A 23573-nucleotide genomic window follows, 5' to 3' on the forward strand; every position below is an offset into this window, starting at 1 on the left:
CACTACTGCAATCGCTGGCAAGCCAGCTCCCACAAGGGCGGTGTAGGACCTGCCATATCCACCCCCTCCCAAGGAACCCCCCATGCGCTACGACCTGACCAGCCTCGACCTGTTCATCACCGTTGCCCAGGAACGCAACCTGACCCGCGCGGCGCGGATCAAGCATCTGGCGGTGTCGGCCATCAGCAAGCGCATCAGCGAACTGGAGGCGCAGATCGGTTCACCCCTGCTGATCCGCAACGCCCGTGGTGTCGAGTTGACCCCGGCGGGGCAGTCGCTGCTGTTCCATGCCCGCCAGCTCAAGCAGACCCTGGCCCAGCTGGACATCGAACTGGGCGAGTACGCCAGCGGGGTGAAGGGGCATATCCGCATCCACGCCATCACCTCGGCGCTGTCGCAGTTCCTGCCCCAGGACGTGGCCGATTTCGCCGCGCTGTATCCGCAGATCAAGTTCGACATCGAAGAGCGGGTCGGCTCGGCGGTGGTCCGGGCGGTGGCCGATGGCCGTGCCGACCTCGGCATCATCGCCGCGCAGACCGCCGCCCAGGGCCTCGAAACCCTGCCGTACCGGCATGACCAGCTGACCCTGGTAGTCCCCGCCGGCCACGCCCTGGCCCAGCGCCGCTCGGTGCAGTTCCGCGATGCCCTGGAACACGAATTCGTCGGCCCGCACCTGGAAAGCTCGGTGCACAGCCTGCTCACCCAGGAGGCCGAAAAGCTTGGCCTCGACCTGCGCCTGCGCATCCGCATCAGCAGCTTCGACTGCATGTGCCGCCTGGTCGCCGCCGGCCTCGGCGTGGCGGTGCTGCCGCGCAGCGTGGTCAGCCAGTACCAGCGCAGCCACGGCGTGAAGGCGGTGCCCCTGGCCGAAGACTGGGCGCAACGCTCGCTGTTGCTGGTGTTCCGTAAATACGAGGCGGCCTCGGCGACCCTGCGTACCTTCATCGATCACCTCAAACTCGACGAAAGTTGACCCTTGCGAGCGTTCTCCATCGGAGAACGCTGCCATGGCGATAGATCAATTTTCATCCCGCCTGCCTGCTCCTAGTATCGGCCCCATCAACGGTGTCCCGGCCTTGCCCGGCCCGTGAACATCATAAAAAGCCGAGCGATGAGCAGCATGACCGAGACAGCCCGCGACCTTCTTTCCACCCTGGTGATCGACCAGCAGAGCTTTGCCTACGTCGACCTGCACAAACTGCTGGGCGCAGAGGCTCTGGCGCGCTTGCCGTATTCGATCCGCATCCTTCTGGAAAACGTCGCGCGCTGCTCGCCGCAGGCGCTGCCATCGGTGCTGCTGCGGGCCATCGGCGAGGGCCCGGTCTGCGAGGTGCCGTTCCAGCCCAACCGCCTGATGTTCCATGACACCACCTGCCTGCCGGCCCTGGCCGACTTCGCCGGGATGCGCGATGTGGTGGCCGAGCTGGGCGGCGATCCGCAGGCGATGAACCCGCTGATCCCGGCAGTGCTGACCATCGACCACTCGGTGATCGTCGAGCGCTATGCCGAGGCCGACGCGGTTGAGGCCAACCTGGATATCGACTTCCGCCGCAACAGCGAGCGCTACCGCTTCATCAAGTGGGCGCAGAAGAGCCTGGACAACTTCGGGGTGATTCCGCCGGGTACCGGGATCATCCACCAGATGAACATGGAGGCCCTGGCCAAGGTGGTCTGGGAAAGCCGCACGGAAGACGGCCGGCGCCTGCTGCACCCGGACGATATGGTCGCCACCGACAGCCACACGCCGATGATCAATGCCATCGGCGTGCTCGGCTGGGGTGTCGGCGGCCTGGAAGGGCAGGCGGCGATGGTCGGCGAGCCGGTGCCGATCAGCTTCCCCGAGGTCATCGGTATTCGCCTGAGCAATGCCCTGCGTCCGGGTGTGACTGCCACCGACCTTGCCTTGCATGTGGCCGAGATCCTGCGTCAGCGTTCGGTGGTCGGCAAGTTCGTCGAGTTCACCGGGCCGGGGCTTTCGACCCTGGGCTGGGCGGCCCGCGGCACGGTGTCGAACATGGCGCCGGAGTATGGCGCCACCGTGGTGTTCTTCCCGTTCGACGATCAGACCCTGGATTACCTCAAGCTCAGCGGCCGTTCGCCGGAGTTGTGCCGCCAGGTCGCCGCCTATATGACCGCCCAGCCTCTGTGGCGCCGGGACGACCTGCCACAGCCGCAGTTCGACGAACTGATCGAGCTGGATCTGGCGGATATCGAGCCGAGCGTCGCCGGCCCGCACCAGCCACACCAGCGCCAGTCGCTGTCGGCCGCCGGGGCCTCGTTCCGCAAGGAAGTACTGGGCGGTGACGGGCTGATCGCCGGTCCGGCCGCGACCGAGTTCTTCGAGCCGTCCTTTGGCCAGGCGATCAGCCATGGCGCCGTGGTGATGTCGGCGATCACCAGCTGCACCAACACCGCCAACCCCTCGCTGATGGTCCAGGCCGGCCTGCTGGCCCGGCGTGCCCGCGCACTGGGCCTGCAACGCAAGCCCTGGGTGAAGACCTCGCTGTCGCCGGGCTCGCAGGTGGTCGCCGACTACCTGGGCGAAGCCGGGCTGCTGGAGGACTTTTCCGCCCTCGGCTTCGACCTCGCCGGCTTCGGCTGCATGACCTGCATCGGCAACTCCGGCCAGCTCGAGCCCCATGTCGAAGCCTTCGCCGACCAGGGTCTGAAGGGCGTGGTGGTGTTGTCCGGCAACCGTAATTTCGAGGGCCGGGTCAACCCGAAGGTGCCCGCCGGCTACCTGGCGTCGCCAGCCTTGTGCGTGGCCTACGCCATCGCCGGCCGCATCGATATCGACCTGGACCGAGATGTCCTGGGGCACGATGGCGAAGGCCGTCCGTTGTACCTGCGCGACCTGATGCCGAGCGATGCCGAGGTGGCCGAACAGGTGGCCAGGGTGCTCAAGCCGGAGTTCTTCCGCCAGCGCCTGGCCACGGTCTGGGACGGCACCCATCACTGGCAGGCGCTGTCCGCCGAGGGCAGCGTGCAGTTCCCGTGGAGCCCGCAGTCCACCTACCTGCGCCGCCCGCAGTACCTCGCCGATATCCAGGCCGAGGCGCGCGACAGCCTGGCCATCGCTGGTGCCCGGGCCTTGATGGTGCTGGGCGACAACGTCACCACCGACCATATCTCCCCGGCCGGGGCGATTCCTGCCGCCAGCCTGGCCGGGCAATGGCTGCTGGAGCGTGGCGAGGACCCGCAGGACCTCAACCAGTACTCGACCCGGCGCAGCAACCACGAAGTCATGTTGCGCGGTGCCTTCACCAACAAATCGGTGCGCAACCGCCTGCTGGTCGAACAGCCGGGGCAGGGCGCCTGGGCGCGCACCGCCGACGGCGGCGCGGTATTGCCGCTGTACGAAGCGGCCAAGAGCTACGCCGGCACGCCGCTGGTGGTGTTCGCCGGGATCAACTACGGCGCCGGCTCCAGCCGCGACTGGGCGGCCAAGGCCCAGGCCCTGCTCGGGGTCAAGGCGGTGGTGGCGCGCAGTGTCGAGCGCATCCACCGCAGCAACCTGATCGGCATGGGCGTGTTGCCCATGCAGTTCAGGGACGGGCAGGGAGTGGAGGACCTGAAGCTGGACGGCAGCGAGCGGTTGGACTTTGTCGGCCTCGATGACCTGCGGGTGGGCGACAACCCGGTGCTGCTGGTGATTCGCCGGGCCACTGGCGAGCGTGCAGAGGTGGAGCTCGGGGTGCGTATCGATTCGCAGCAGGAAATCAGCTACCTGCGCCATGGCGGGGTGCTGCCCTATGTGGTGCGCAAGGTCGTGGCCAGGACCAAGGTCTAGCGTCGCCTGTAATCGCCGGCAACGCCGGCTCCCACAAGGTTCAGGTTCCCCCCGAAACCTGTGGGAGCCGGCATTGCCGGCGATGAGGCCCTGAAGAACAACAAAGATTCCGGAGTATTTCCATGTTTGCCTATGTCGGCTCCCGCACCACCCGTGAACGCAACGCCCGTGGCGACGGCCTCAGCGTCTTCGCCCTCGACCAGGAGCAGGGCCGCCTGGAACTCGTGCAAGTGGTCGAGGATCTGGTCAACCCGTCCTTCCTCGTCCTCAATCGCGCCGGTGACCGCCTCTACACCGTCCATGGCGACCGCAGCGAAGTCAGCGCCTTCAGTGTCGACCGGGCCAGCGGCCGTCTGACCTTCCTCAACCGCCAGAGCTGCGAGGGCAAGAACCCGGTGCACCTGGCCCTGGACCCGAGCGAGCGCTACCTGGTGGTGTCCAACCACCTCAGCGGCACCCTGGCGGTGCTCGCCGTCGAGGCCGATGGCGCGCTGGGCGGGCTGGTGCAGTTGCTGGCACTGTTCGGCCCGACCGGCCCGCACCGGGTCGAGCAACCGTTCGCCAAACCGCATTACAACCTGTTCGACCCCAGCGGCCGCTTCGTCCTGGTGCCGGACAAGGGCCTGGACCGGATCTTCGTGTTCCATTTCGAGGGCGGGCGGCTGATCCCCACCGAGCAGGCCTTCGTCGTCACCCGCGAAGGCGCCGGGCCCCGGCATGTCGCGGTGCATCCGCAGGCGCCACTGGTGTTCGCCATCAACGAACTGGATTCCAGCGTCACCAGCTACCGCTTCGATCCGGCCAGCGGCGCCTTGACCCCGTTGCAGGTACTGCCGTCGCTACCGTCGAGCTACACCGGCAACAGTCGCGCGGCGGGCATCGAGGTGAGCGCCGACGGGCGTTTGCTCTACGCCTCCAACCGCGGCAGCGACAGCATCGCGGTGTTTGCCATCGACGCCGTCAGCGGCCTGCTGAGCCCGGTGGCCTTCGCCCCGAGCCTGGGGCGCACGCCGCGCTTCTTCGCCCTGAGCCCCAACCAGCGTTTCCTCTTCGCCCTCAACGAAGACAGCGACTGCATCGTCTCCCTGGCCGTTGACGGCGAGAGCGGACAACTGCGCGACAGCGGTTTCTCGATCGCCACCGGTAGCCCGGTGTGCATGGTTTTTTCTGCCTGATCCACCCGGGTTTGCCCCGGTCACTATAAAAACGCACGAGACAGGCGCAAGCTTGCTCTCCAAGAGGTAGCCATGAACAACAACAAGACACTTGATGAACAGGCGATAGTCCGCAAGATCACCTGGCGGATCATCCCCTTCGTATTCCTGCTCTACATCGTCTCCTACCTGGACCGGGCCAACATCGGCTATGCCGCGCTGGAGATGAACAAGGAACTGGCCCTCACCAGCGAGGCCTTCGGCTTCATTTCCGGGATCTTCTTCATCGGCTACTTCCTCTTCGAAGTGCCGAGCAACGTGATGCTCAACAAATACGGAGCGCGGGTGTGGATCGCGCGGATCCTGGTGACCTGGGGCCTGATCGCCGCCGGTACCGCCTTCGCCCAGAGCGCCAACCAGCTTTACGTTCTGCGCTTCTTGCTCGGTGTGGCCGAGGCCGGGTTCTTCCCCGGGATCATCGTCTACCTGACCTACTGGTTCCGCTCAAAGGAACTGGCGACCACCGTGGCCCTGTTCACCGCAGCGATCCCGGTCAGCTACATCATCGGTGCGCCGCTTTCCACCTGGATCATGGACAACGTCAAGTGGTTCGACTGGAGCGGCTGGCGCTGGATGCTGTTCCTCGAAGGCATTCCGGCCGTGCTGCTGGGCATCGCTTGCTACTTCTTCCTCACCGACCGGCCGGAACAGGCCAAATGGCTGAAACCCGAGGAGAAGGAATGGCTGCTGGCCGAACTGGAGCGCGACCGCCAGAGCCGCAAGAACGTCAAGAGCCTGGGCGTCATGAAGACCATGACCAACCCCAAGGTGCTGTACCTGGCGTTCATCTACTTCGTCTACCAGTGCGGCAGCCTCGGCGTCGGTTACTGGATGCCGCAGATCATCAAGGGTTTCTCCAGCAGCCTGAGCCATACCGAGATCGGCCTGATCGCCATGCTGCCGTACATCGTCGCCACCGTGGCCATGGTCCTGTGGTCGCGCAGTTCCGACCGGCGCAACGAACGCAAGCTGCACTCGGCGGTGCCGCTGCTGGTGGCGGCGCTGGGCCTGGTGGGGGCGGGCATGCTGGGCAGCCCGGTGCTGTCGATGGCGATGATCTGTGTCGCGCTGTCCGGGTTGTACAGCTTCAAGTCGCCGTTCTGGGCGCTGCCGACGCTGTTCCTCGACCGCACCACCGCGGCGGTGTCCATCGCCGTGATCAACTCCATCGGCAACCTTGGCGGCTTTGTCGGGCCGTCGATGATCGGCGTGGTCAAGGGCAGCAGCCAGAGCGCGGCGACCGGGTTGCTGTTCCTCAGTGGCTTGCTGGCCATTGCCTTCCTGATGACTGCCTTGATGAGGGTCAGCAATAGGGAGCCGAGTCAGCCTGTGGCGGCTTCGGCGCACTGACGATCGCTATCGCTGGCAACGCCAGCTCCCACAGGGTTCTGTATCGACGCGGACATTGTGGGAGCCGGCGTTGCCGGCGATGAGGCCCTCAATTCCAACACTTTCCTCCTTGCCAAGCTCCAATCCAAAGGGGCCCGGCACCCCCATACCTATAAAAAAGCGGACCCACCGATGCACAACAACATGATGCCGAGCGCGAAAAATTAGCGTTCGATATTGAGATAAATCGAGTCCGGTTTATTTGCGCCCTTTGCAACAGAATTTGAAAAAGAACCGTTGCAAAGGGCTCGACTCAGCAAAACCTCCTATCAGTTGTCGCGCAAAAGCTCCTTTTTCAGATTGACTCTTGCAGCTTCGATGTCGTCCGGGTCAATGGTGATAGTGATGGTCGTGTTGAATCCGTTGCCAGACTCCCTCATGGCTGCGAGCAGCGTAACGAGCGCAGGCCGGATGCTCTCAATGGCAACATGATGCTCCAGCTCGGCAAGCGCGAAGCGGGCATGCTGCCAGTTCTTCTTGGCTTTTACGATTGCGTCCTGAAGAGCGTTAACCTGTTCAGCGCATTGCTGCTTACGTGTTTCAGCAGCCGCTAGCGTTGCGCGCTTACCACCGATACTGGCCTGCAAGTCGGTTATTGCCTGAGGTAATGCCGATTCAGCATCCCCCGCCAATCGGGCTTCTAGCTGGTGGGCTGCATGCTGGGTCAACTCTCCCTGTAGGAATGCCTCTTCCCGGTTGATTTCAGCCGTCAACTCGCTACAGACGGTGCCAACTCGATATTGTTGAGTCTTGGCAGCCGCAAGTTGAGATTCAGAACTCAGAAAGGTCTCTCGGTGCTTTTGCACTTGGCTTTCAGCGAACAGTGGCCGCTCAATATTACGCAGACTAGCCCGCGCCGATCCGAGGCCGTCCTTAACGTTATTGCATCGATCCTCCAGCACCTGTAATTCTCGTTCAAGAGTCACCGTTGCCTGAGTACGCCGACCATCTGGGTTACGGGAGGCACGAATCTTTGCGGTTACTTCCTCTTTTGCAGGCTCCAGCTCGCTGACTTTTTTCTCTTTTTCCTCAATTTCCAACAGTAGCTTGCCACGTTGAGTTTTGAGGTTTTCGATATAGGTCGACTCGTTCACTTTGGGTTCCACATTCATATTCCTATCAAGGCGAAAGGTCGTGCGCCTGAGGTATTAGGCGGCCTCTCGTAATTTGCGTCTAGGGAAACTACCTGGCGCTTGCAGGCCTGCCCATAAGGCCAGCATTGACGGGCGTCGCTCCAGCCATGGTCATGTGCTTACCAGCCTTGAAAATCTGGAAAATCTTCAAGTCAGACTGCATCGCCGTTGCCCCCTTCGCGTTTCCAGCGCTCTTGACTACGCGTTTTCGCTTCTCCGGCTTGAGCTTCACGGGCTGCACGCCGTGCATTCCTGACTTGTCTGAGGATGTTGTAAATCCAAGCAAGGCTGAAGCCATAAGCTGAAGCCAAGTCTGCAGCACTCATTTCGTTGGTATCGAACCGGGAAAAAATCTCCTCATGAAGAGAGTTTTTTTCAAGGCGCTCTTCGCGACTAAAGTACAGTTGTTGCCCACCATAGTGATGCTGCATTTCCCCCATCGCCTCAATGGCAATTTTGTCAGCCTGATCCTCTCCGAGACCATGTTTGCGTAGTAGGTTTCCAATTACCGCTGCCATGCTCGCGGATAGCTCAGATCCACCGACTGACCTTCTCCGTGACTTAAACTCTTCCGGCCGCATTCATCACCCCTTATAAACTCAGATTAAAGATTACGAGTTGATAATTGCCGGGTCAGAGAGGAATCTATTTTAATCGGGTTTAAAGAATGAAAAAGCGCCCGGATTCGGGCGCTTGAGGGGAATGCGAGAGTCAGCGTTGAAGTGCTACTGCCTGCATCTCAGCACAGTCTTTTATCAGGCTTTCATGTGCACGAATGGAACCGTACAAAGCGTCAAACAAGCCACTAGCATCGCTGAGCAGAAGATGCGCTGCCCGACTGATAGCGGGCAAGGAACGATCATCGCCGCATGAGCTGAGCTGCGCGAATACCTCCATCATGTCACGTGCGCTCTCCAAGCGGTGGGTGGCGGCTTCGAACAGCTCCGATGGACTCGCGTCCACGCTGAGATACAACACGTCTTCCACGTTGCCTTGCGAGTCCCTAGGCAGTGCTTTGAAGTTAGCCATGCTGCACCTCCATCACCTTGCCGGATTGTGGGAAGGCCACTACAGGTGCCTTGGGGCGGCTGTCGTCAGGTACCACGAACTCAGCGATGGCACAGCTGGCCAGCTTGGCGTAGAGCATCCCCGAGGGTGGTGTGCGCGCTAGTTCACACAAGCGCATTGCGCCCTCCAGGTCGAACACTTGCACAGTACGGCGTCCACAGGGCTCGGGCTTAACCAAGTCAATCGTCACCGAGCGCCAGTGCAGCTCAGCACGGTTCTGGACATACAACTCTCCGATGGCCGCCAGCGGGTCGGCATAACCCAGCAGGCTACCCAACTCCCGATCCATCACGAACGGACGCTCCCCAAACTCACGCACCAGGACGTAGCTGGGATCGCGTACGGCGGTGCTCACGGTGGCTACGGCGAAGGGATAGCGGAACGGCAAAATTACAGCGCTCATAGCTGCACCTCCACAACCCTAATGAGTTTCGCCAACTTGCGGTCGATGCTGCGCAGCAGATTGAGAGTGTCGTCTTCAGCGGCAGGCAGATCGGCAATGGTCGCAGCCAATCGCTCCGCCAGCATGTCCAGGGCCGCGGAGGACGGAACACGCATCCGGGTTACCGGGAACTGGATTACCTGGGCGCTCATACGGCACCCCCTTGCAGCCAATAGCGGTGATACAACTCGTACCGGGCATCGTTCAGGCCTGGGCAGTGGCGACGGCTCAACAAGTCGGCTATTTCAGCTTCGATGATATGCGTCAGATCTTCCACTTCCTGCTCTTGGCTGTAACGCAGCAGCGTTTTAAGTAGATCGCGACAGTAGAATTTTTTGAGTACACCGATAGCGACTGGAGGCGTATTGTCCGGCGCTTTGAAGGCCAACACGTTCGCCGCAATTGGTACTGGGTCGGTCACAGTGTCAGCCTTCGCTTGCATACCACCAGCGTCCAACCAGCGAAGCAGGTGGAACGCACCAGGACGCTTGCTGTACTCGCAGAGGTAGCGCACACCAGCTTCATCGAATAGGCGTACGGCATGGCCCTTACCGTCGATCCGAGCCTTGGCGCTGTGCGGTTTGAGAGCGAGCCTATGACGACTGAAGACAGCCGTGATGCTACCCGTAGCGCGGTACTCCAACACGTTGGCCAGATCTTCGCCAGATAACCATACCCGGCCATCGAAGCCCAGCACCCGGAGGTCGATGCCGTAGGCCACGGATGTGAACAGCATCTGCGCGGCCTTCATTGGTCACCCCCTTTCAATTCCAGGGCACGAGCGAGGCTAATGTGATGTTGGTAGCGCTTGAGACGGGTGGAAAGACTGGAGTCAGCATGCAAAGCAGCGATAGCGCAGGCACGATGGTAGGCCGCTCGGGCCTTGGCCGGATTGAGGGTAAGAATTCGACGCAGGGTCATGGTGGTAGTCCTGATCTTAGGTTTAAACCCCACTCGCCCTGACGCCAATCAGGGTGAGCGGAACCGTGCAGGTTGGCGTACCGGGATCAGGTTCCGGCGCTGCTTGCGCAGCCCCACACGGCCCGCCCATAACGGACTTGCCATGCTGCGGACACAAAAAAACCGCGCTAAAGGCGGTGTGTCCGCCTGATCATTCGGGACGCCAATCCCGGCCACGGGATTTACCGTGACGAACAAAAGCTTAGCACTGGCAGCGAAGTGCGGCAACACCTGCGATGCGTCGCAGATTTCGGCAGCTTGGAACAACCTGCCGGGGCGAGCATTGCTGCTTTCCAAGCGACGGGGAGTTTTGGAAGGACTTCTCCGCTGGGCTGTTGAGGCATGTCCAAAACCGCGACGGTCGCGGTCACGCCCAAGACCGTCTTGGGCGATAGAAGCCTTAACAGTTACGGAAAATGCCGAACCGTTCGGTACGGGCCTGCTCTGTAGCCCTTATAACTACTGGCTTCAAGTCGGGAAATGCCGAACCGTTCGGCAAAATGCACTCGTAACGGTTACGGAAAAACTGGTCATATGCACCCAAGACGGTCTTGGGCGTGACCGCGACCGTCGCGGTTTTGGACATGCCTCAACAGCCCAGCAGTGAAGACGGTCTTCAGGTGTACTGTATGGCGGAACTGGAAAAAGTCCTGACCGTCAGGAGTTTTTCCTATGTCCTCACGCTATGTATACGGTCTGTAGGCCACGAATTTACTGGTCTGTGGCTCCCTAGCCTATCCGTGGCCGTCACGGAAAACTCCTGACAGGTCAGGAGTTTTCCGCGTAAGTGACTGAAGACTGTCTTCAGTGGGATGACAGACTAGGCCGGGGGCTGTTAGCGACAAAAATCTTCCGCGATGCATCACGGTTATCGGCAACGGTTACCAGCTCCCCACTCCGCACGGTGCGGAGTTCTCAGAAATGGTTGTAGTCACCGCAACCCCGCATGGTTGCAGCGGTATAGGGTTTTAAACCTCGAAACTGCTTCTAGTTTTTCCGCACCGGTGCGGAGTTTTTCGGTCTCGGGGACAGGCCCCGTTTTCCGTGACCGTCACGGCTTTTCCGGTAACCGTTATCACCTGAAGGAAGCGATAGGCTGCATATCTACTGGGTTTGGCACATAGATTGACTGGCAACCGTTACCAGTTTTCCGTGACGGTCACGGAAATCCCAAACCGTTTGGCGCATTTTTTCCGGCACCGTGCCGGAAAAAAACCGCGAACCGTTCGCGGTTTTTGGTGACCGTCACCGGTTCATAATTTCATGTGGCCCAGTAAAGCCAGGGTTTCCCAACAAGGTCAGCCGGTGACCGTCACCACTTTTTCGCGAACGGTTCGCAGTTTTTCCGTCACCGTGACTGAAAACTCCAAACCGTTTGGCATCAAAGCTGCCAGCGACCGCCGATTATCAGACCCCGGAAAGTAGAAAACCCCAAACGGTTTGGGGTTCTCTGGTCGCGTATCGGTCGGTTTGTCAGGATTTAAAGCGTTCCATAACTCCGCCGCCTCCGGTCATGCTCAACCTTTTCCAGCATCTGGCGGAACTCGTCGAAGCTCATTCGTCCCGCCCTCGCGACCTGATCCTGGACGTTGCCAGAGCCACCGTTGATGGTGAAGTTCTGGGTGAGATGGACGGTGATCCCACCGCCGCTCGCTAGGGCTCCTCCAGGGCCGCTAGACGAGGGCAATGTGCTCATGGCAGAGACAGCCTGGGAGGCAGCCGAACGAGCCTCAGGGGCGGTTGTAGCAGCCATCGCAGGAGATGCCATCGTAACCGCCGTAGCAGCTGCCATGCCCAAGGCGGCCATGCGGACTTTATCGGCCTGCGCCGTGATACCAATCGCGGCCCCCTCGCTGATGTTCGCCCCATACCCCATGAAAACCCGGCTTGGCGACTGGATACCCAGCGTTTCGGTGAACCAGCTTTTTACTGAGGTGCCGATCCCTACAACGCTGTCCTTGGCAGATCCCAGCGTGTTCTTGATGCCGCTGACCAAACCGCTGATGAGCATGCCGCCGAACTCAGTGAACTTGGTCGGAAGCTCTACACCGAAGTAGCTCATTACTCCGGCAAACGCTCGGTAGAACAACCCCAGCGGGGAGAAGTTTGCGATCAACGCCGCAATGCTGCCCAAACCACCGCTGAACGCCCTGGGAATCTCGCCTATGCCCTCAAGCACCCATCGTAGCGGGGCCATCAGCGCTGACAAGGCGGTGCCCACCACGCGCCCGAATGCTGCTCCCGCTGTGCCCACGTCGCCCAGGGCTTCCCCTGACATTTGCACGGGTGTCAGCAGATCGCGGAACCATTGAACAACCGGCCCGAGCAGCCCAGCCAGCGACGAAAACAGGGGCTGCAAGGGCGCAAAGGCGGTGGATATCGCCTGACCTAACGGCCTCAGACCATCGAGCAGCCCGCTCCAGAAGCCGCCAACCCACGCCTTGATCGGCTCCCAGTACTTGTAGATCAGCAGGCCCGCCCCGGCCACTGCGGCCACGCCAGCAATCAGCCAACCTACTGGAGTGGCCGCCATCACACTGCTCAGCAGCGCCATACCACCAGAGAGAGCCGGTAATGCCCCAGTAAGGTTGGTCACCCCTGAGACCAGGGGAGCCATACGAGTGGCGATGATTGAGGAATTGAGCACCGCCACCTTGCCCGAGGCCACAGACATCGCGATACCTACGGAATTGAGGGCCGATGCCCCAAGGCTGACGCCATATTTCAGAGCAATGAAGCTCAAGCGAAGGGCGGCTAAACCTGTCACCACCTTGAGCGAGGTGCTGATCAGCTCACCATTGCCTTTTGCCCAGGTCGCAAACGACGTGATGACGGGCCGGACACTGTTCACCAGTTCATTCAACGAAGGGAGAACGGCGGCTCCCATGTTGATTCCCAGCTCACTCATGCCATTCTTGAGCAGTTGTAGGTTATTCGCTGTCGTTGCTGCCCGCGCCTGGAACTCCTTTTCCATGGAGCCGTTGTAGTTGCTGGCATCGCTCACCACCTTGAGCGAACTCGCATAGGTGTCCATCGATCCCGCGAGGACAGCAATGTCGTCGGCATACTCAAGCCCAAACAGATCGACCAGGAGGCCCATTCGGTCTCCCTTGGGCACCTTGCCAACGACACGCAGAAAGCTCGATAGCGCGCCCTGCGCGTCTTTGCCGATGGCGGTTTTCAGGGAGTCGGCACTGATGTTTATGGACTCTAAGGCTTCCTTGAACTTGTCCGATTGCTTATCCGCCGTTTGCAGCTTGATCAGCATGGCATTGATCGCTGTACCAGCCACCTCCGGGGCCTTGCCAAGGCTGATGAAGGTGTTACTCAGTGCCGCCGCCTGAACCTCCGTTAAACCGAAAGCCTTGGCCACACCACCTACGCGACCAAGCGCATTCACAATGTCACTGGCCTTGGCTGGTGAACTGTTCGACAGTTCGTTGATGGCGTCCCCGAGTCGCCCGATATCCTTGATCGGAATCTGGTACACGTTCGCCAGTTTGGCCATCGAGTCGCCAGCCATCTCAGCGGACATATCGAAAGCCGTCGCCATCTTGGCGATGTTGCTCGTGAAGAGCTTGATATCCTTCGCGGCCACGCCTAACTGACCGCCGCTGGCCGCGATAGCTGCCAAGTCGGTCGAGGCCAGGGGCAATGTCCTGGTCAGCTCCAGGATTTCATTGCTCAGCGTGCTGAACCCGTCGGGTGTGTCGAAGTTCACGACCTTCTTCACATCGGCCATCGCCGACTCAAAGTCGATGGCCAGTTTGACCGGCAGTACCGCCGACGCGCCTACCGCTAGCGTTTCCATCGCGCCGGTACGCAGGTTGCTGCGGTCTGTCCTGAGCTGGTCGCGGCGATCCAACCGGCTTTGTAGGCGTGCCTGACTGACCTGGGCTTTATCAATGCTTTGTGCCAGGCGTAAATATTGGGTGTTCAGCGCCGCCACGGCGCTGGCTCCGCTCGTTCCCATGCTTTGTTTGATGGATTGGCCCAGGGCAGCATTTTTGGCGCTGAGCTGCTCTGTAACAGTCTTCAGCCCGAGCATCGTTTTTCGAGTGCTGCTGAATACACCCATGCCAGAAGTGGACGCTGCGATCTTCAGACCGGCGACGATAGTTGATGACATTTGGGAGACCCCTAGTTATTTGCCCGCAATACACTGGATTGCTGGTTAGGGAAGGGTGCGTGCGATGGGGAGGATGGGAGAACCGCCGCTCTGAAGGCGGCGGTCGTATATCCGGCGGGACGATTGCCCTTACTGCTCTGCCGTTTTTGCCTTCCAAACGCGGTAGGCGAAATCCGTCCAGCGCATGTAATCTTCTTCTTCCAGCAGATCTATTTCAGTTGGTTGAATACGCAGCCAGTAAAGTAGGGCTTCGTCAAACGTTGGTAGATTTGCCCTCTCCATCCACCAGGTTCCGAAAGAACTCGGTCAGTGCCTTGGAGTCGATCAGGTCGAACTGGTCGAGGTCTTCAGGCACCAGCCCCACCATGCAGGCCAGCAGGAAGCTTTCTTGCTCGAAATCATCCTTGCTGTAGCCGTGGGCCTTGCGCAGGTCGCCTCGATTCAGGCGACGAATCTCGACAGACTCGATGCGAGTGCCGGTGGCAGAAACGAATGGATGTTTGAGGGTGTAGGTCTGGCTCATGGAAGCTCCGTAGTGGGTTTGGGTTACGGAGCTATTTTCGATAACCCAGTTTAAAACTCCTTTTAATCGGGTTTAATTAATCCCGTCCGAGTCGAGACTCTCCACCGAAATGAGCATTGCACTGGATACAACGGAATTGCAAAAGCGATCCCATGCTATGCCAATGTATCCCGGAGTAGCCCGGATTTATCTCGCTCATCCCTTAGGATTTATCTCACTCCCAAACAACAACAAGAACATCATCAAAACCCTGCTCACCCTGTCCCCCTGCCTGGCCGCCGGCACCGCCAGCGCCGCCGGTTTCATCGACGACAGCAAGGCCAGCCTGCAAACCTCCAACTACTACTTCAATCGCGACTTCCGCGACGGCAGCGGCCAGAACAAGCGCGAGGAATGGGCCCAGGGTTTCATCCTCGACCTGCGTTCCGGCTACACCCAGGGCACCCTGGGCTTTGGCCTCGACGCCATGGCCATGCTCGGCCTCAAGCTCGACTCCAGCCCCGACCGCACCGGCAGCGGCCTGTTGCCGACCCACGATGACGGTCGCGCCGCCGACGAGTTCGGCCGGGTCGCCCTGACTGCCAAGGTGCGTCTGTCCAATAGCGAGCTCAAGTACGGCACCCTGATCCCCAAGCTGCCGACCCTGCAGGCCAACACCGGGCGCATCCTGCCGCAGACTTTCGACGGCGGCCTGCTCACCAGCAAGGAAATCGACGGCCTGACCCTGACCGGCGCCCGTTTCGAGCGCATGACCGACCGCGACTCGACCAATGCCGTGGGCCTGACCCTGAACAACAAGAACCGCCGCTTCCGCTCCAGCGCCGACGGCGATGCCTTGCTGATCGGTGGTGCCGACTACGCCCTGGGCAAGCAGACCGTGCTCAGCTACCAGTACGCCGAGCTGGAAGAGGTCTACCGCCAGCACTTCTTCGGTCTGACCCACACCCTGCCGCTGGGGCCGGGCAAGCTGAAGAGCGACCTGCGCTACATGCTCAGCGACGACAGCGGCGCGGCCCGTGGCGGGCGCATCGACAGTGGCGCGCTGAGCGGCCTGTTCACCTACAGCCTCGGCGGCCATGCCTTCGGCCTCGGCTTGCAGAAAATGAACGGCTCGACCTCGATGCCCTTCATCAACGGCACCGACCCGTACCTGGCCAACTACATCCAGATCAACGACTTCGCCGAGCCGGGGGAGCGTTCGTGGCAGGTGCGCTATGACTACGACTTCAGCGCCATCGGCATTCCCGGGCTGACCTTCATGAGCCGCTACGTGCGCGGCGACCAGGCCGATGCCGCGACGGCGGTCGGCGGTGGGCAGGAATGGGAGCGCAATACGGATGTGGGCTATGTGTTCCAGAACGGGGTGCTGAAGAATGTCGGGATCAAATGGCGCAATGCCGCGTATCGTTCCAGCTTTGCCCGAGGGGCGGACGAGAACCGCCTGATCGTTTCCTATACCTTGCCGATCTGGTAAGCCTTCAGGGCCTCATCGCCGGCAACGCCGGCTCCCACAGGTTCCGGCGGTGCACGCGAGACCTGTGGGAGCCGGCGTTGCCGGCGATAGGGCCCGAAAGATCACCACCAAATGCCGGAGACATACCGATGATCCCAGTAACCCCCGCCATCCTCGCCGACCTCGCCCCCGACGGCATCCTCCGCGCCGCCATCAACTTCGGCAACCCGGTCCTCGCCCAGCGCGGCCCGGACGGCGAGCCCCAGGGCGTGTCCGTGGCCCTGGCCAAGGCCCTGGCCGAAGAGCTCGGGGTGAAACTCGAAATGCGTACCTTCGACGCCGCCGGCAAGGTCTTCGCCGCCCTCGAAGACAACGCCTGGACCGTCGCCTTCCTGGCCATCGAGCCGGTGCGCGAGGCGCAGATCCATTTCAGCGCACCTTACGTGCTGATCGAAGGCACTTATCTGGTGAAAAAAGACGCACCGTTCCAGCATGTGGAACAACTTGACCAGCCCGGTTTGCGCCTGGCAGTGGGCGAGGGCGCGGCCTACGATCTGTTTCTCAGCCGCACCCTGGAGCACGCGCAGCTTGAGCGGGCCGGCACTTCCGCAGGCGCTGTGGACCTGTTTATCGCGCAAAACCTCGACGCTGCGGCGGGTGTTCGCCAGCCGCTGGAGAAGGTTGCGGCCGCCGATTCACGCTTTCGGGTGCTGAACGGTGCATTTACTGCCATTCGTCAAGCCATGGCGGTGCCGAAAAGATGCGACAATGGCGCCGTCTTTGTAAGTGACTTTATCCAGCGTTGCTTACGTCAAGACTTCGTCCGTGCCGCTTTGCTGGCGACCGGACAGACCGATGTCAGTGCCAAGTGCTGACCGGTCGACACTCAAACCCGTGCAATCCCATTTGAGGTAGCAAGCAAGATGGCCAAGGCCGCCGATGTCGTTGTGCAATGCCTGGAAAACGAAGGTGTCGAGTATGTGTTCGGCATTCCCGGTGAGGAAAACCTCGACCTGCTGGAATCCCTGCGCAAGTCGAAGATCAAGCTGGTACTGACCCGCCACGAGCAATCCGCGGGCTTCATGGCCGCCACCTATGGCCGCCTGACCGGCAAGACCGGCGTCAGCCTGTCGACCCTCGGCCCGGGTGCGACCAACCTGGTGACCGCCGGTGCCTACGCCTACCTGGGCGGCATGCCGATGCTGATGATTACCGGCCAGAAGCCGATCAAGAAGTCCAAGCAGGGCCGCTTCCAGATCATCGACGTGTGCGCAATGATGGACCCCATCACCAAGTACACCCACCAGTTCGCTTCCGCCGACAACATCCCGTCGCGCATGCGTGAAGCCTTCCGCCTGGCCGAGGAAGAGAAGCCGGGCGCGGTGCACCTGGAACTGCCGGAAGACATCGCTGCCGAGCAGACCGACGTCCTGCCGATCCCGCCAAGCCTGCACCGCCGTCCGCTGGCCGAGCACGTGGCCATCGACGCTGCCATCGACAAACTGCGCACCGCCCGCAGCCCGATCCTGGTGATCGGCGCCGGTGCCAACCGCAAGATGACCGCCAAGGTCCTTGAGCAACTGATCGACAAGACCGGCATCCCGTTCGTCACCACCCAGCTCGGCAAGGGCGTGGTCGACGAGCGCAACCCGCGCTTCCTGGGCAACGCCGCACTGTCCTCCGGTGACTTCGTCCACCGCGCAGTCGAAGCTGCCGACCTGATCATCAACATCGGCCACGACGTGATCGAGAAGCCACCGTTCTTCATGGTCCGTGGCGGCACCGAAGTCATCCACATCAACTTCCGCTCCGCGGAAGTCGATGCCGTGTACTTCCCGCAGATCGAAGTGATCGGCGACATCGCCAACGCCGTGTGGCAGATCGGCGAAGGCCTGGGCGACGTGTCGCACTGGGACTTCACCCGCCTGATGGCGATCCGCGAGGCCAACGAAGCGCAGATCGCCGAAGGCAAGGACGACAACCGCTTCCCGGTCTACCCGCAGCGCCTGGTCGCCGACATCCGCCGCGCCCTGCCGTCGGAAGGCATCGTGGCCCTGGACAACGGCATCTACAAGATCTGGTTCGCCCGCAACTACAAGGCGCACAAGCCCAACACCGTGCTGCTGGACAACGCCCTGGCGACCATGGGCGCCGGCCTGCCATCGGCCATGGCCTCGCACCTGGTCTACCCGAACCGTCCGGTAATCGCGGTGTGCGGCGATGGCGGCTTCATGATGAACAGCCAGGAGCTGGAAACCGCCGTGCGCCTGAACATGCACGTCACCGTGGTGATCCTGCGTGACGATGGCTACGGCATGATCCGCTGGAAGCAGGCGAACATGGGCTTCACCGATTTCGGCCTGGACTACGGCAACCCGGACTTCGTCAAATATGCCGAAGCCTATGGTGCCAACGGTCACCGGGTGGAAAGCGCCGAAGGCCTGCTGCCGCTGCTGGAGCACTGCATCAAGACCCCGGGCGTGCACGTGATCGACGTTCCGGTTGACTACAGCGAGAACGATCGCATCCTCAATATCGAACTGCGCGAGCGCGCCCTGGCCGTTTAAGCCGTTCGACGTTGAATGAAAATGCCGCTTTCCGGGCTCCGGAAAGCGGCGTTTTTTTATTTGCTGGTAAAGGCGGCGAAGCGCTTGTTGAAGCCGGCGACCCGGCCTTCGGTCTTGGCCTTGCGCTCCTGGCCGGTGTAGATCGGGTGGGAGGCGCTGGACACGTCGAGGGTGACGTAGGGGTAGGTGTTGCCGTCGCTGTGTTCGTAGGTCTTGTCGGTATCGACGGTGGAGCCGATCAGCCAGAAGGCGTTGGCGCTGGTGTCGTGGAACAGGACAGGGCGGTAGGCGGGGTGGATGCCGGGTTTCATCGGGTGCTCCAAGTGAGATGATATAAAGTAACAAAAGTTAATTGATATCGAATCTCATTTCAAGTCCTGGCTTGTTGGTTGCTCTTTCGGGCCTCATCGCCGGCAACGCCGGCTCCCACAGGTCCTGCATGCACCGCTGAACCTTGTGGGAGCCGGCATTGCCGGCGATGGGATCTCCTCGGTATCAAGCCGGACTGAAAACCCGTATCTCCCGAATATCGATGATTTCCCAGATCCGCTCCGTCACATAAACCTCATCCTGCAACCAAGCCTCCAGCTCCTCCTTCTGCTCGAACCCCAGATGCACATTCGAGCCGATCATCTTCCCGTCCTCATCCAGCAAGACCCCGCCGCCAAGAAACAATCCCTGCTCCGCCAACGCCTTCAGCCGGCCCAGGTGCTGCTCCCGGCAAGCCAGGCGCCGCTCCAGCGCGTCCGGGTAATCGTGGGCGATCAATGCAAAAGCCATGTGTGTACTCCAGATAGAAGAAGGCCCCGCACTGCGGCGGGGCCAGGAGGGAATCAAGCGTGCCGCACCTGCAACACCGGCTCGTCAGCCCCGGCCGGCCGCGACAGCAGCGCCGCGATCGCCGCGATCAAGGCCAGCCCGCCGATAAAGCAGGCCACCGGCAGCCAGTCGTTGCCATCGGCCATCAGCGCGTAGCACAGGCTTGGCGAGAAGCCCGAGATGATGAAGCTCAACTGGGTGGCCAGACCGACCCCGGTGTAGCGCACGCGAATGCTGAACATCTCGGCGTAGAACGACGGCCAGAGGGCGTTCGGTGCGCTGTACAGCACGCCCTTGAGCAGCACGGTGCTGAACAGGATCAGGCCGAGGTTGCCGGTGCTGATCGACCAGAGGAACAGGAACACCCCGGCGCAACTGGCCAGCGAGCCCACGGCGAAGATCCGCTTGCGGCCGATACGGTCGGCGAGCAGGCCGAACAGCGGCTGGCAGATCAGCGCCACCACCTGGCTGGCAGCGATGGCACTGAGCATCGACGGACGATCGACGTGCTGGTTATTGGTGGCCCATGACAGGCCAAAGATCATCACCAGCGACGACACGGCGCAGATCAGCGCACAACTGAACACGGTGAAGAAGGCCCGGCGTTCCTTGCTGAACAGCTCGGCCACCGGCAGGCGCTGGGCGGCCGGCTTGCTCGCCTTGAACTCCGGACTTTCCTCGACACCACGGCGGATCAGCCAGGTGATCACCACCATCACCGCACTGAGCAGGAAGGGAATCCGCCAGCCCCAGGCCAACAACTGTTCCTGGCTGAGCATCGACAGCGGGATGAACACCGAAGTGGCGAGGATCGAACCCATGGAGGCGCCGTTGATCAGCCAGCTGGTGTAGAAGGTTTTGCTCTTGCCCGGTGCGTGCTCCATGGTCAGCAGGCTGGCGCCGACCTGTTCGCCACCGGCGGAGAAGCCCTGCAGCAGGCGACAGAACACCAGCAGCGCCGGGGCCCAGGCGCCGATGCTCTGGTAGGTGGGCAGCAGGCCGATGGCGAAGGTGGCCAGGCCCATCAGCAGCAGGGTCATCATCAGCACCTGCTTGCGCCCGATGCGGTCGCCGAGGTGGCCGCAGACCAGCGCGCCGATCGGCCGGGCGATATAGCCGACGCCGAAGGTGGCCAGGGCTGCCAGGGTACCGGCCATGGGGTCGCTGGACGGGAAGAACAGCGTGCTGAACACCAGCGCCGCCGCCGAGCCGTAGATGAAGAAGTCGTAGTACTCGACGACGCTGCCGAGGAAGCTGCCGAACGCAGCCCGGCGCGCCATGCGCCGGTTATCGGGATGGGTAGTGGTCATGTGCAACCTTTCTTGTGGTTGTTTGTGATGGTCGGGTAACGGGTGTTCAGTTGCCGAAGGGCGCCAGTTGGCTGCCACCGCAGACATGGATGACTTCGGCGGTGATGAAGGCAGCATCGGCCGAGGCCAGGAAGGCGGTGGTGCCGGCGATGTCCTGCGGGGTCACCAGGCGCTTGAGTGGCGTGTTGTTGATCGAGCCCTGGGCCATGCGCTCGAAGCTCTCGGCGTCGCGGCCATCGAGGGTGAAGGCCGACGGCAGCAGGCCCGGGGCGATGGCATTGACCGTGACGTTGTGCGGCGCCAGTTCGCGGGCCATCGAGCGGGTCAGGCCGACCAGCCCGGCCTTGCAGGCGACATAGGCGGGCGGTCCGCCGGCCACCCAGCAGCGCGAGACGATATTGATCACCCGGCCGCTGGCCTGGGCTTTCCAGTACGGCGCCACCTGCTGGCAGAGCAGGGCGGGGCCACGCAGGTTGACGGCCATCATGTGGTCCCATTGCGCTGGATCGAAGTCGTAGATCGAGCCGCGATGATTGACCGCCGCGTTGTTCACCACCACATCGATGCGACCGAAGGCGCTACCGCCCAGCTCGACCAGGGCGGCGATGGACGCGGCGTCGCCGAGGTCGGCGTGCACGGCGATGGCGCGCTGTCCGTCGGCCAGTGGGAGGCCCTGCACCAGGGCCTCGGCGGCGGGCAGGTCGATATCCGCGGCGATCAGGTCCAGGCCGTCCTGGCTCAGGCGCTGGCAGATGGCGCGGCCCAGCTCGCCGGCGGCGCCGGTGACCAGGGCGACGCGGCGCGGGCTGTCGGGTGGGCAGTGGGGCAGGTTCATGGACAAAGTACCTCCGGGGTGGAAACAGGGGCGACCGCAGCGTCGTGGTCGAGATAACGGTGGATCAGGTCACGGTTGCGCAGCAGCTTGTGGGCGTCGGGCCAGGTGCTGTCGAAGTCCTCGATCGACAGCCAGTCGGCGAAACCGCGCTCGGCCAGGGTGCGCAGCATGCTGCGCAGGGGCAGCACGCCCTGGTCCGGCGGGCACCATTCCCAGCGCCAGCCCTGGTCGTCGGCCTGGGCCACCCAGGCCACGTTCTTCACCTGCACATGGGCCAGATGGTCGCCCATCAGGTCCAGCGACAGGCCGACATCCTCGCGTCCTTCGATGGCCAGGTTGCCGAGGTCGTAGATGATTCCCAGGGACTGCGGCGGGTAGTGCTCGGCGATGCGCATGGCCAGCGACGGGCTGGAACAGATGGTGCGCTGGTGCACCTCCAGGGCCAGACGCACCCCGGCGGCTTCGGCGCGGGGCAGCAACTGGTCGAGGAAATGGCGCATGCGCGCGCTGGCGGCGGCGTAGCGTTCGTTTTCGTAGCCCGGTGCCCACAGGCGCAGGCGGGCGTTGCCAGCGAGGGCGGCCAGCTCGACCAGGTGCAGCGCCTGCTCCAGATCACCCACCTTCAGGTACGGGCTAAGGCCGAAGATCTCCAGGCCATTGGCCTGGCACTGCTGCTGGATGCGGGCGATGGTCTTGGCACAGGGTGGCAGGGTGCAGCGGTTGTTGCTGCGCGCATCCCAGGCGCGGGCGGGGTCCAGGCCGGTGGTATCGGCGACCCGCCATTCCATGCCCTGGTAACCCAGGCGAGCAAGCTCATCGACCAGCGCTTCGGGCGCGAGGCTGGGCAGCGAGGCACTGGAAACACCCAGGCGTGGGCGGGCTTGAGTCATGGCGATAAATCCTTGTGAGCGATGGAGAGGATGCTAGATGAAGTTGGAGGTTGATTAAATTGATATAAAGTCGCGCCTTGGTTAACTTGCAGGTTGACTAACTCAAGGGCTCTGCCGGTGAACCTCTCGACCATCAACCTGCGTCACTTCCGCGTCTTTCTCGCCGTGGTCAGCTCCGGCAGTCTGGCCACGGCCTCGCGTTTGCTGCATATCACCCTGTCGGCGGTGTCCAAGAGCATCAAGGAGCTGGAACAGGAACTGGGCTCGCCGTTGCTGGTGCGCGGGCGCAAGGGCGTGCAACTGACCCTGGCCGGCGAGGCCTTCCACAAGCACGCGGCACAGGCCATGGCCAGTTTCCGCATGGCCCTGGACGAGGGGCAGGCCCGCCCGCAGGCACCGCAGGTGCTCAGGGTAGGCGCGTTGCCGACGGCGGCGGGCTACATGCTGGCGCCAGTGATCGCGCAGATGCGCCAGCGCTACCCACAGATCCAGGTGCAGGTGCTGGCCGGGGTCTATGACTTCCTGGTCGGCAAGCTGCGTACTCACGAACTGGATCTGATCGTCGGCCGCCTGATCGGTCGCGACATGCTTGGCGTGGTGTTCGAAGCGCTGTACGAGGAAGACCTGCTGCTGGTGGTACGCAGCGGGCATCCGCTGGCGGCGCGCGAGCGGTTGACGCTGGAGGACCTGCGGCCTTACGTGCTGCTGGTTTCGCCGCAAGGCACGCTGGTGCGGATCAGTGTCGACAACTTCCTGCTTTCCAGCGGTGTCGGGGAGGGTTTCACGATCCAGGAGTCGTTGAGCGAAACCTTCTCGCGGGTTTATGTGCAGGACTACGACGGTGTGTGGTTCGTCCAGCGCGGAGTGGTCGACCTCGACCTGCGCCTGGGCATCGTCAAGGCCTTGCCGTTCAGCAGTACCTTGCTCAGGGCGCCGATCGGCCTGACCACCCCGACCGACCGGCCGCTGTCGGAGGCGGCGCAGGTGTTTGCGGGGTTGTTGCGGGAGTGGTGTGTTCCTCAAGCTCGGGGTTGATCTTTCGGGACTCATC

General features: G+C 62.1%; 22 protein-coding genes. 8 read left to right on the plus strand and 14 right to left on the minus strand.

The window, feature by feature from the left end; genetic code table 11:
* Positions 1–82 precede the first annotated feature (82 nt).
* The 4 genes from ACODSK_RS22970 to ACODSK_RS22985 all read left to right on the plus strand — a co-directional run bounded on the left by ACODSK_RS22970 (position 83) and on the right by ACODSK_RS22985 (position 6354).
* Positions 83–973, plus strand: a complete 891-nt coding sequence (locus ACODSK_RS22970; RefSeq protein ID WP_489019384.1) for a LysR family transcriptional regulator — start codon at positions 83–85, stop codon at positions 971–973.
* Between the two features lie 147 nt (positions 974–1120).
* Positions 1121–3790, plus strand: coding sequence for an aconitate hydratase AcnA (gene acnA, locus ACODSK_RS22975; RefSeq protein ID WP_489019385.1), 2670 nt, complete (start codon positions 1121–1123; stop codon positions 3788–3790).
* A 122-nt stretch (positions 3791–3912) separates the two neighbouring features.
* Positions 3913–4965 carry a lactonase family protein gene (locus ACODSK_RS22980; RefSeq protein WP_489019386.1) on the plus strand — a complete coding sequence of 351 codons (1053 nt, stop codon included), beginning with the start codon at positions 3913–3915 and terminating at the stop codon, positions 4963–4965.
* 72 nt (positions 4966–5037) lie between these two features.
* Positions 5038–6354 (plus strand): MFS transporter, encoded by a 1317-nt coding sequence (locus ACODSK_RS22985; RefSeq protein WP_489019387.1) that lies wholly within the window; start codon positions 5038–5040, stop codon positions 6352–6354.
* A 308-nt stretch (positions 6355–6662) separates the two neighbouring features.
* On the opposite strand, the gene ACODSK_RS22990 is transcribed toward ACODSK_RS22985, so the two are convergent.
* The 9 genes from ACODSK_RS22990 to ACODSK_RS23030 form a co-directional block, all read right to left on the minus strand.
* On the minus strand, positions 6663–7487 hold the full coding sequence (locus ACODSK_RS22990) for a hypothetical protein (RefSeq protein WP_489019388.1): 825 nt from the start codon (positions 7485–7487) through the stop codon (positions 6663–6665).
* 191 nt (positions 7488–7678) lie between these two features.
* On the minus strand, positions 7679–8044 hold the full coding sequence (locus ACODSK_RS22995; protein WP_489019389.1) for a Mor transcription activator family protein: 366 nt from the start codon (positions 8042–8044) through the stop codon (positions 7679–7681).
* 193 nt (positions 8045–8237) lie between these two features.
* The gene (locus ACODSK_RS23000) at positions 8238–8555 is read right to left on the minus strand and encodes a hypothetical protein (RefSeq protein WP_489019390.1); all 318 of its coding nucleotides are present in this window, start codon (positions 8553–8555) and stop codon (positions 8238–8240) included.
* Positions 8548–8997, minus strand: coding sequence for a hypothetical protein (locus tag ACODSK_RS23005; RefSeq protein WP_489019391.1), 450 nt, complete (start codon positions 8995–8997; stop codon positions 8548–8550). The genes ACODSK_RS23000 and ACODSK_RS23005 overlap by 8 nt, the downstream gene beginning before the upstream one ends.
* Positions 8994–9188 carry a hypothetical protein gene (locus ACODSK_RS23010; protein ID WP_489019392.1) on the minus strand — a complete coding sequence of 65 codons (195 nt, stop codon included), beginning with the start codon at positions 9186–9188 and terminating at the stop codon, positions 8994–8996. The genes ACODSK_RS23005 and ACODSK_RS23010 overlap by 4 nt, the downstream gene beginning before the upstream one ends.
* Positions 9185–9787, minus strand: coding sequence for a BRO-N domain-containing protein (locus tag ACODSK_RS23015; RefSeq protein ID WP_489019393.1), 603 nt, complete (start codon positions 9785–9787; stop codon positions 9185–9187). Before ACODSK_RS23015 ends, ACODSK_RS23010 begins: the two co-directional genes overlap by 4 nt.
* Positions 9784–9957 (minus strand): hypothetical protein, encoded by a 174-nt coding sequence (locus ACODSK_RS23020; protein ID WP_489019394.1) that lies wholly within the window; start codon positions 9955–9957, stop codon positions 9784–9786. Before ACODSK_RS23020 ends, ACODSK_RS23015 begins: the two co-directional genes overlap by 4 nt.
* 1519 nt (positions 9958–11476) lie before the next feature.
* Positions 11477–14125, minus strand: coding sequence for a phage tail tape measure protein (locus tag ACODSK_RS23025; RefSeq protein ID WP_489019395.1), 2649 nt, complete (start codon positions 14123–14125; stop codon positions 11477–11479).
* Between the two features lie 253 nt (positions 14126–14378).
* On the minus strand, positions 14379–14648 hold the full coding sequence (locus ACODSK_RS23030) for a phage tail assembly protein (RefSeq protein ID WP_489019396.1): 270 nt from the start codon (positions 14646–14648) through the stop codon (positions 14379–14381).
* A 163-nt stretch (positions 14649–14811) separates the two neighbouring features.
* On the opposite strand from ACODSK_RS23030, the gene ACODSK_RS23035 reads away from it, so the two are divergent.
* The 3 genes from ACODSK_RS23035 to ACODSK_RS23045 all read left to right on the plus strand — a co-directional run bounded on the left by ACODSK_RS23035 (position 14812) and on the right by ACODSK_RS23045 (position 18668).
* Positions 14812–16122, plus strand: a complete 1311-nt coding sequence (locus tag ACODSK_RS23035) for an OprD family porin (protein ID WP_489019425.1) — start codon at positions 14812–14814, stop codon at positions 16120–16122.
* A 128-nt stretch (positions 16123–16250) separates the two neighbouring features.
* Positions 16251–16976 carry a transporter substrate-binding domain-containing protein gene (locus ACODSK_RS23040; RefSeq protein ID WP_489019397.1) on the plus strand — a complete coding sequence of 242 codons (726 nt, stop codon included), beginning with the start codon at positions 16251–16253 and terminating at the stop codon, positions 16974–16976.
* A gap of 48 nt (positions 16977–17024) precedes the next feature.
* Entirely contained in the window at positions 17025–18668 is a 1644-nt protein-coding gene (locus ACODSK_RS23045) for an acetolactate synthase large subunit (RefSeq protein ID WP_489019398.1), read from the plus strand.
* A gap of 56 nt (positions 18669–18724) precedes the next feature.
* Here ACODSK_RS23045 and ACODSK_RS23050 read toward each other — a convergent pair whose 3' ends face one another.
* The 5 genes from ACODSK_RS23050 to ACODSK_RS23070 all read right to left on the minus strand — a co-directional run bounded on the left by ACODSK_RS23050 (position 18725) and on the right by ACODSK_RS23070 (position 22522).
* A complete protein-coding gene (locus tag ACODSK_RS23050; RefSeq protein WP_489019399.1) occupies positions 18725–18979 on the minus strand; it encodes a type B 50S ribosomal protein L31 in 255 nt (84 codons plus the stop codon).
* A 184-nt stretch (positions 18980–19163) separates the two neighbouring features.
* A complete protein-coding gene (locus ACODSK_RS23055) occupies positions 19164–19448 on the minus strand; it encodes a YciI family protein (RefSeq protein WP_489019400.1) in 285 nt (94 codons plus the stop codon).
* Positions 19449–19501: 53 nt separating this feature from the next.
* Complete coding sequence (locus ACODSK_RS23060) at positions 19502–20797, minus strand: MFS transporter (RefSeq protein WP_489019401.1); 1296 nt, start codon at positions 20795–20797, stop codon at positions 19502–19504.
* Positions 20798–20843: 46 nt separating this feature from the next.
* The gene (locus ACODSK_RS23065) at positions 20844–21632 is read right to left on the minus strand and encodes an SDR family NAD(P)-dependent oxidoreductase (protein WP_489019402.1); all 789 of its coding nucleotides are present in this window, start codon (positions 21630–21632) and stop codon (positions 20844–20846) included.
* Complete coding sequence (locus tag ACODSK_RS23070; RefSeq protein ID WP_489019403.1) at positions 21629–22522, minus strand: sugar phosphate isomerase/epimerase family protein; 894 nt, start codon at positions 22520–22522, stop codon at positions 21629–21631. Before ACODSK_RS23070 ends, ACODSK_RS23065 begins: the two co-directional genes overlap by 4 nt.
* 117 nt (positions 22523–22639) lie before the next feature.
* Between ACODSK_RS23070 and ACODSK_RS23075 the strand changes: the two genes are divergently transcribed.
* Positions 22640–23557, plus strand: a complete 918-nt coding sequence (locus tag ACODSK_RS23075) for a LysR substrate-binding domain-containing protein (RefSeq protein ID WP_489019404.1) — start codon at positions 22640–22642, stop codon at positions 23555–23557.
* The last annotated feature ends 16 nt before the right edge of the window (positions 23558–23573 follow it).

The sequence above is a fragment of the Pseudomonas sp. FG98 genome (genome assembly GCF_057808595.1).

Excerpts from the sequence above, each read along its gene's own strand:
- ACODSK_RS22970 (WP_489019384.1), top strand. The coding sequence starts at position 83 with ATGCGCTACGACCTGACCAGCCTCGACCTGTTCATCACCGTTGCCCAG.
- acnA (WP_489019385.1), top strand. The coding sequence starts at position 1,121 with ATGACCGAGACAGCCCGCGACCTTCTTTCCACCCTGGTGATCGACCAG.
- ACODSK_RS22980 (WP_489019386.1), top strand. The coding sequence starts at position 3,913 with ATGTTTGCCTATGTCGGCTCCCGCACCACCCGTGAACGCAACGCCCGT.
- ACODSK_RS22985 (WP_489019387.1), top strand. The coding sequence starts at position 5,038 with ATGAACAACAACAAGACACTTGATGAACAGGCGATAGTCCGCAAGATC.
- ACODSK_RS22995 (WP_489019389.1), bottom strand. The coding sequence starts at position 8,044 with ATGGCAGCGGTAATTGGAAACCTACTACGCAAACATGGTCTCGGAGAG.
- ACODSK_RS23000 (WP_489019390.1), bottom strand. The coding sequence starts at position 8,555 with ATGGCTAACTTCAAAGCACTGCCTAGGGACTCGCAAGGCAACGTGGAA.
- ACODSK_RS23005 (WP_489019391.1), bottom strand. The coding sequence starts at position 8,997 with ATGAGCGCTGTAATTTTGCCGTTCCGCTATCCCTTCGCCGTAGCCACC.
- ACODSK_RS23010 (WP_489019392.1), bottom strand. The coding sequence starts at position 9,188 with ATGAGCGCCCAGGTAATCCAGTTCCCGGTAACCCGGATGCGTGTTCCG.
- ACODSK_RS23015 (WP_489019393.1), bottom strand. The coding sequence starts at position 9,787 with ATGAAGGCCGCGCAGATGCTGTTCACATCCGTGGCCTACGGCATCGAC.
- ACODSK_RS23020 (WP_489019394.1), bottom strand. The coding sequence starts at position 9,957 with ATGACCCTGCGTCGAATTCTTACCCTCAATCCGGCCAAGGCCCGAGCG.
- ACODSK_RS23025 (WP_489019395.1), bottom strand. The coding sequence starts at position 14,125 with ATGTCATCAACTATCGTCGCCGGTCTGAAGATCGCAGCGTCCACTTCT.
- ACODSK_RS23030 (WP_489019396.1), bottom strand. The coding sequence starts at position 14,648 with ATGAGCCAGACCTACACCCTCAAACATCCATTCGTTTCTGCCACCGGC.
- ACODSK_RS23035 (WP_489019425.1), top strand. The coding sequence starts at position 14,812 with ATGTATCCCGGAGTAGCCCGGATTTATCTCGCTCATCCCTTAGGATTT.
- ACODSK_RS23040 (WP_489019397.1), top strand. The coding sequence starts at position 16,251 with ATGATCCCAGTAACCCCCGCCATCCTCGCCGACCTCGCCCCCGACGGC.
- ACODSK_RS23045 (WP_489019398.1), top strand. The coding sequence starts at position 17,025 with ATGGCCAAGGCCGCCGATGTCGTTGTGCAATGCCTGGAAAACGAAGGT.
- ACODSK_RS23050 (WP_489019399.1), bottom strand. The coding sequence starts at position 18,979 with ATGAAACCCGGCATCCACCCCGCCTACCGCCCTGTCCTGTTCCACGAC.
- ACODSK_RS23055 (WP_489019400.1), bottom strand. The coding sequence starts at position 19,448 with ATGGCTTTTGCATTGATCGCCCACGATTACCCGGACGCGCTGGAGCGG.
- ACODSK_RS23060 (WP_489019401.1), bottom strand. The coding sequence starts at position 20,797 with ATGACCACTACCCATCCCGATAACCGGCGCATGGCGCGCCGGGCTGCG.
- ACODSK_RS23065 (WP_489019402.1), bottom strand. The coding sequence starts at position 21,632 with ATGAACCTGCCCCACTGCCCACCCGACAGCCCGCGCCGCGTCGCCCTG.
- ACODSK_RS23070 (WP_489019403.1), bottom strand. The coding sequence starts at position 22,522 with ATGACTCAAGCCCGCCCACGCCTGGGTGTTTCCAGTGCCTCGCTGCCC.